Genomic DNA, 6,158 nt, shown 5'->3' on the forward strand with positions numbered 1-6,158 from the left:
CACTTCTACATTCGGCAAGGCTCGCCCTACAGAAGAAACCCTGAGTTCAATGGGGTCATGTGTCCGTGTCATCGTAATCCCAGGCGAGGCTTCCGTTTGACCATAGGTAATGGTAATTTCAGAGATTCCCATTTTCTCTACAACATTTTTCATTACTTCAATCGGGCAATTGGAACCAGCCATGATTCCTGTTCGCAGGCTTGTTAGATTATATTGAGGGAAATCTTCTACATTTAATTCTGCGATGAACATGGTCGGTACACCGTGGAGAGCGGTGCATTTTTCTTGTTCTACCGTGTGCAGCACCTTTTTCGGGTTAAATTCTTGTAACGGAACCATTGCCGCTCCGACTGATACACATGCCATGTTTGCCAGTACACAACCAAAGCAATGAAAAAACGGAACTGGAATACAAAGCCGGTCATTGTGTGATAGCTTCATACAAGCAGCAATGTTTACGCCGTTATTGACTAAATTGAAATGAGTCAGCATGACCCCTTTTGGGAAACCAGTTGTTCCAGAGGTATATTGCATGTTAATTACATCATGATGATTTAACTGTTGCATCCGGAAATCTAGTTGTTCATCTGTTACTAAGTCCTTAGCTGCAAGCAAATCCTTCCACGAAAAGGTCCCAGGATACGAGGAATCACCAAGTACAATGACATTTCTTAAATGAGGCAGCTTACTAGAGTTCAACTGTCCTGGTGCGGCATCGGTTAATTCTGGTACGATTTCAGATAATGTATCTATAAAAGAATGGTCCTTGAATTGATCCATTAAGATAATAGTTGAGGCATCTGATTGACTAAGGAGGTACTCAAGCTCATTGGTCCGGTAACTGGTATTGACTGTGACAAGTACCGCTCCCATTTTTGCAGTGGCAAACTGGCTGATCAGCCACTCCGGCTTATTGGATGCCCATATCGCCACATGCTCTCCCTTATTGATCCCGAGTGACATGAATCCTTTAGCAGCTTCACGACAGAGTTGCTCAAATTCTTTATACGTATAGCGCAAATTTAACTCTGGGTAAACTACTGCTTCCCTTTCTCCATAGACCATTGCTGTTGTTTCGAGTAGCTTTCCGACAGTACTATTCACTAAATCCGTCATAGAAACCTCCCATAAATTAATAAAATCTCTGAAAGATTAACAGCCTAGCTGTCTAGCAATGACTAATCTCTGAATCTCAGAAGTCCCTTCACCAATCTCAAGAAGCTTGGCATCTCTTAGAAAACGCTCCACTTCATACTCACGCATATAACCTGAGCCTCCATGAATTTGAATGGCTTGGTTACTAGCCCTAAAAGCCATTTCTGATGCAAAAAGCTTGGCATATGCACTTTCCTTTGTGAATGGTTTTTTATGATCCTTCAACCAAGCCGCTTTGTATACCATATTTCTTGCCAATTCGATTTCCATTGCCATATCAGCAAGCTTAAATTGAATCGCTTGGAATTTAGAAATTGATTGCCCAAATTGGACACGTTCTTTTGCAAAAGCCAACGATCTTTCAAAAGCTGCCTGAGCAATGCCCACAGCAAGTGCTGCGATCGATATCCTTCCGCCGTCCAGTGTGTATAAAAATTGTTTAAACCCTGCTTCTGCATCACCAAGAAGATTTTCCTTTGGTACTCTGACGTGATCCAAAATGATTTCACATGTATTAGAGGCCCTGACCCCCATCTTGTCGTAATTACTGGAGATTGAAAGTCCTTTTGAGTCAGTCGGGACAATGAAAGCCGAAATAATATTTTTACCGCGGCTGTCTTTCCCTGTTACGGCTGTAACGGTAATTGTCCTTGAATAGCCAGCATTCGTAATCCAGCACTTTTCGCCAGTAATGACGTATTCATCTCCTTCAAGATCAGCCCGCGTACGAGTTCCCCCTGCATCAGATCCCGCATTCGGTTCCGTTAGTCCAAATGCCGCCAACGTTTCTCCTTTTGCCAGTGGAACGAGATATGTTTGCTTTTGCTCTTCGGTACCGAAATAATAGATAGGACTTGAGCCCAGTGATACCGCTGCAGCATAGCTTAACCCAGTACCACCGCATGCTTTACCAATTTCCTCTACGGCAATCGCATAGGAAATGGTATCTCCTCCTGAACCGCCATATGCTTCAGGAAATGGAATTCCTAGCAGACCTAACTGCCCCATTTTCTTGAAAACTTCTTCAGGAAATTTAGATTCACGGTCTAGTTCAATCGCAATCGGCTTAATCTCTTTCTCTGCGAACCCTCGAGTCATTTCTTTTATCATCAGCTGTTCCTTTGTTAATTCGAAATTCATAGCAAACCTCCATCTTTTTATTGAGACCGACTAGTTGGTCGGTCAAGTCTTTGTGTAAGCGCTTTATTTAATAGACGAAACCTGTTGGTTTAAAAAATATCTTGCATAGCGGGGATTTTGTTTAGCTTCTGTTGTTAGGAGCCCGTGAAGGATGAAGTCTACATAAATCTCAGCAATTTCTTCTATTGATTTTTCGCCTTCCCGTTTGTACCATTTATACGACCAATTCACCATTCCCAAGATAGACATCCCGATAATCGTACGGTCTAGTTCAGGACGAAACTCTCCGGCAGCTACACCCTCCTCAATTAAATTAAATAAGAGCGTTTTGTACTTTTCTCTTTTTTCCTTAATCGCACTTGCATATAACGGTTTTAGATAACCACTTTCTTGATAAAATACTGATATATGAGGTTTATAGAGGTCAAACACTTTGACAAATGAAGTAATCATTTTCTGCATTTTTTCTGTGGGGTGAGTACTAGTTGAGATGGCTTCTGTTGCCTTATTTAAAACGTAGGAAATAAAATAATCATGAATCACAAAAAGCAATTCATCCTTGGAATGAAAATGATGATAAAATCCGCCTTTGCTTGTACCGCTTTCTTGGACAATTTGATTGACAGAGACGCCATGAAAACCATGTTTTTCGAAAAGCTGTAAAGAGGTATCGATAATCCGATTTTTCAGATCCGTAAGATCTCATCTCCTTTCACACTGTAAATAAACCGCTTACATTACTTTTATTGGAAACACAAGTTGATTTTATCTAATTATAAATATGTTGTCAATTCTGAATTTTTCAAACCATATAAATAGCACTCTATATATGCTTAATTAGAGTGCTATTAGTTTCGCTATAAATATTGCCTAGGGGTACCATAGTCAAGGGTTTGATTAGATTCAGGATAGATAGAAGTAAATTCTGCATATATCGGACTATCCAAGAGCCACGGGTAGTATCCTAAAAATGGTATATCGGCATGCATAATAGCTTGGAGGGCAAGCGGAAGTTCCCGCTGAAAAATCATATAACGGATTTTCGCATGATTTGCATCAAATTCCCCATCGCTGACATGAACAGTTACCAAAAGAATGTATTGACCCCGATCAGGTTTCCACTCAGCCAACACTTCATCTCTCATCGTCGGATTAATTTGAGATTGGTCATAATGACTCCCTATTGCCACTGTAATGATTCCACTTTTATCATCATGAGTAACTGTGTATTTCCTGCCCTCTGCCGGATGAGACAAGGTTACAGGCGGCATATAGGTAATCACTAACTTTTCCAAATCTAATATCGACATGGCAAGTACCTCTCCTCTACAATCTGCTTACTTGCCATATCCTATGAATAGCGCCCAGTTTCTGCTACTTTTTTTTCGTTTGAACAGGTTTTATTTTAACATCCACTAATCTCCAACCATCCTTCTCGTAATGCCATTTAGAAACAAGCTCAGCCAAACTATCTTGTTGATGAATACCGTTTATTCTTTGTCTGCCTTCCAAATTTTTTCCTCTTCCAAGGATTTGATACGTTTTTAATAAATAATAAGAATCAATCATCAGCTCCGTTTCTTCATTAAGAATTCCTTCCTGATAAAGGCCAAGCTCCTCATACTCCTTCCGACGGTTCTTCACATCAAGCACAATGGGTTCCTGATCGTCCACCTTCAAAACAGCCTTATAGTCATTTAAATACTGAGAAGTAACTTGTACAGCTGGTGGAACTGACAAATCAAGAAGCTTATCATCTTTGAATGTAAAGGCAAAAGCTTCTATTGGAGTGGAGTCACCCTCCTCATGGTTGAAAGCTGGAACCGTAACGAGGACATCCTTCAATCCATCATGATTAAGATCCGCAAAGGATACGGTTGGGGAGCAGCCGCTGCTGAGAGGAACCTCTCTGAGTATCCCTTTACTTGTAACCATTAAAATAATTTCTTTGTAAAAATCACTACCATTTTCATATTGAATTCCTTTTAGAATAATGACATCTTTCTTTTTATCCCCGGTAAGCTCTTTTTTTTCATGATAAAGAATTTTTTCATCTTGACTGCTTTTCCCCTGAGCAGCTACTGCTTGGCAGGCAAACAGAACTGCTACAATAAAAACCAGGTATTTGAAAACCTCAGCTTTTTTGTTCATCAACCCCCACCTGCTCCCTATTTTTTACTTTCCTGCTTTTGTTGCGATAAATATCGCTTATCCTTCATAAACAGACGCCAAAACAAGTAAAAGCCAGGAAGCAAGATGGCGCTGCAAATAATAATTACGATAAACACTGCACGGAATGTTGCTGGATCTGTAAAACTATTCTCCAGCGTGACAATAGGATAAACAATATACGGAAGGTGCGCCCTTCCATATGCAAAGCTCGCAATAAAATATTGAATAACTATCGCAATAACCGCTAGTCTAGGCATTCCTTTAACATCTCTTTTAGAGAAATACGGCAGATAAAGTCCAATTCCACCTATGACAAAAAATAGGACCGATAGCAGCAGCATTGAGGAATGCTCCATCATATTTTCATACAACCACGGAGCCTCACTTTTCATGGTCCACATGACCAAAAATGCAAACACCAACGATATTGGACCTGTAATCATGGCGTTTTTTCGATAAATTTTAAAGGCCTCTACTTCATTCGATTCTTTAGAGTAATCGGAAAGCAGTAAGGCTGACAGAAATAATGTACTAAATACACCAAATCCGATAAAGGCATATTCGTGGGGACTCGTAAACAGAGCGGACAGGTTCAATACCTCCCTCCCCTTCTCTCCCTCTACATAATTCCCATGAGAGATTGGTAAAACGCTTATTAAGAGCGCAGGAATGATGATACCAGTTATCCCAGAAATATAGGTTAGGACTTTGCTGTATTTTGTTGCAATATGTGAAAAGACTAAAAATGCGCTTCGAATGGCAAGCAGCAAAAGAATAAGACTTCCTGGAATTAATAAAACCGTACCCAGCGTATAAGCCGCACCCGGAAACAGTGCGTATAAACTAATCACCAAAAGGACAATGAACGTATTCGTAACTTCCCATGTAGGCGAAAGATAACGATTCGCTACATTTGTCACCTTTGTTTTCTCTTTATTAAAGTAGAGAAAGGACCAAAACCCCGCTCCGAAATCCATCGTTCCCAAAATAGAGTAGAAAAACACAAATAACCAGAGCGTGGTAATGGCTAGTATAGTATCAGTCATGTTCGTTCCCCCTTTTTATGAGTTTGATCCATATAATGGGAGACCTTTTTGCTCAGCTCGATAGATATCATCCTGTACAGTATTTCGTTTGAAATAATAAAGCAGGACGGATACAACGGCTATGCCAAGAATCGCATAGACAACGGCAAACGATGCAAATAAGGGTCCAAGATTGGTCGAAGTGGTAACAGAATCTGCTGTAGATAACATACGATAGATGGTCCAAGGCTGACGACCAGTACAAGCAAATATCCAGCCTGCTTCGATAGACATCATGGCCATTGGACCTGACAAAACAAGAACCACCAGCAGCCACTTAGGAATTTCTCGTTTTCTACGGAAGTTCCAAAGATAAATAAACAAGGCAAGGACGATCAGCATACTGCCCGTTATTACCATAAAATTAAACAACGTATGAACAAATAACGGCGGCCATTCTTCCTCAGGAAAATCATTTAAACCAATCACTTCGGTATCAAAACTGTTCCCTGACAAAAAGCTGAGAGCCCACGGTATCTCAATTCCATATTTCACTTCCTGTGTTTCTCGGTCCGTATACCCAAGCTTAGTGAGTGGTGCATGGGTCTGCGTTTCAAAGAGTCCTTCTGCAGCCGCAAGCTTTCCCGGCTGGTATTCATGATGCTT

General features: G+C 40.6%; 7 protein-coding genes. All 7 read right to left on the reverse strand.

What is annotated here, in order from left to right; translation table 11 throughout:
- Positions 1 to 1,116: AMP-binding protein (locus AC52RT_RS10000; protein ID WP_495540607.1), on the reverse strand; the 1,116-nt coding region annotated here is incomplete at its 3' end.
- 36 nt (positions 1,117 to 1,152) lie between these two features.
- Positions 1,153 to 2,295: an acyl-CoA dehydrogenase family protein gene (locus AC52RT_RS10005; protein ID WP_495540608.1), complete on the reverse strand. Its 1,143-nt coding sequence runs from the start codon at positions 2,293 to 2,295 to the stop codon at positions 1,153 to 1,155.
- Positions 2,296 to 2,358: 63 nt separating this feature from the next.
- The gene (locus AC52RT_RS10010; protein ID WP_495540613.1) at positions 2,359 to 2,985 is read right to left on the reverse strand and encodes a TetR/AcrR family transcriptional regulator; all 627 of its coding nucleotides are present in this window, start codon (positions 2,983 to 2,985) and stop codon (positions 2,359 to 2,361) included.
- Positions 2,986 to 3,152: 167 nt separating this feature from the next.
- Positions 3,153 to 3,605 carry a staygreen family protein gene (locus AC52RT_RS10015; RefSeq protein WP_495540609.1) on the reverse strand — a complete coding sequence of 151 codons (453 nt, stop codon included), beginning with the start codon at positions 3,603 to 3,605 and terminating at the stop codon, positions 3,153 to 3,155.
- Between the two features lie 64 nt (positions 3,606 to 3,669).
- On the reverse strand, positions 3,670 to 4,446 hold the full coding sequence (locus AC52RT_RS10020; protein ID WP_495540610.1) for a YybI family spore inner coat protein: 777 nt from the start codon (positions 4,444 to 4,446) through the stop codon (positions 3,670 to 3,672).
- Between the two features lie 17 nt (positions 4,447 to 4,463).
- Positions 4,464 to 5,513 carry a cytochrome d ubiquinol oxidase subunit II gene (locus tag AC52RT_RS10025; RefSeq protein ID WP_495540611.1) on the reverse strand — a complete coding sequence of 350 codons (1,050 nt, stop codon included), beginning with the start codon at positions 5,511 to 5,513 and terminating at the stop codon, positions 4,464 to 4,466.
- A 15-nt stretch (positions 5,514 to 5,528) separates the two neighbouring features.
- Positions 5,529 to 6,158 (reverse strand): cytochrome ubiquinol oxidase subunit I (locus tag AC52RT_RS10030; RefSeq protein ID WP_495540612.1); only part of this gene is annotated, 630 nt, incomplete at its 5' end.

The organism is Peribacillus sp. (genome assembly GCF_059453735.1).

Excerpts from the sequence above, each read along its gene's own strand:
- AC52RT_RS10020 (WP_495540610.1), bottom strand. The coding sequence starts at position 4,446 with ATGAACAAAAAAGCTGAGGTTTTCAAATACCTGGTTTTTATTGTAGCA.
- AC52RT_RS10015 (WP_495540609.1), bottom strand. The coding sequence starts at position 3,605 with ATGTCGATATTAGATTTGGAAAAGTTAGTGATTACCTATATGCCGCCT.
- AC52RT_RS10025 (WP_495540611.1), bottom strand. The coding sequence starts at position 5,513 with ATGACTGATACTATACTAGCCATTACCACGCTCTGGTTATTTGTGTTT.
- AC52RT_RS10005 (WP_495540608.1), bottom strand. The coding sequence starts at position 2,295 with ATGAATTTCGAATTAACAAAGGAACAGCTGATGATAAAAGAAATGACT.